The organism is Mycolicibacterium arseniciresistens (genome assembly GCF_030519285.1).
Lineage (GTDB): Bacteria > Actinomycetota > Actinomycetes > Mycobacteriales > Mycobacteriaceae > Mycobacterium > Mycobacterium arseniciresistens.
Genome location: NZ_JAUMSQ010000560.1, coordinates 1 through 871 on the forward strand (window position 1 = coordinate 1; position 871 = coordinate 871).

Annotated in this window: 1 protein-coding gene; it reads left to right on the forward strand. The window is 63.3% G+C overall.

What is annotated here, in order from left to right; translation table 11 throughout:
* Positions 1-79: 79 nt before the first annotated feature.
* The coding region (locus Q2100_RS31480) for an integrase catalytic domain-containing protein (protein WP_302917157.1) at positions 80-871 on the forward strand (792 nt) is incomplete at its 3' end.

Genomic DNA, 871 nt, shown 5'->3' on the forward strand with positions numbered 1-871 from the left:
CGACCGCGTTGACTCATCAGAAATGCGCGCGAATGGGTGATTCGTTGCCTCATTGAAAATGCGCGCGTAGGCCCAGTGGATGGGGTTGACGTTGGCCGAGCGCAGAGCAATCACTGAGACGGCCGCGAGGCGTTACCTGCTGGCGAGTAAGAGCAGCAAGAGCCGGATTCTCGACGAGTTGTGCGCCAACACAGGGTGGCATCGAAACCATGCTCGTAAGGCGCTCGCAGCATCGCTACGGCCCAAGATCGTCACCGCGCGCAGTCCTCGGTCGGTGAAGTACGGACCCGAGGTCATCGCGGCGCTGACGGTCTGCTGGACGGTACTCGGAATGCCTGCCGGTAAACGGCTGGCGCCGATGCTGGGCGAACTGGTGGCAGTGCTGCGTCATTTTCGAGAGCTCGACATCAATGACGACACCGCCGCGCTGCTGGCGTCGATGTCGGCGGCCACCATCGATCGCCGTCTGGCCGGTGAGCGGGTCAGGCTTCATCAGCGGGGCCGGGTCGGCACGAAGCGGGGATCGATATTGAAAAGCCAGATCCCGATACGCACGTGGGCCGAGTGGGACGACGCTCAACCCGGATTCGTCGAGATCGACCTGGTCTGGCACGACGGCGGCAACCGGGGTGGAGGCCACGCATTCACCTTAACGGTCACCGACATCGCCACCGGCTGGACCGAAAACCGAGCAGTGCCCAGCAGAGAGGCTAAATGCGTGCTGGCCGCCCTCAACGACATCGCCGGCAAGATGCCGTTCCCGATCCTGGGTGTGGACGCCGACAACGGTTCGGAATTCATCAACGAGCACCTGCTCGCCTGGTGCACCGGCCGCAAGATCACCTTCACCCGAGCGCGACCGGGCAACAAA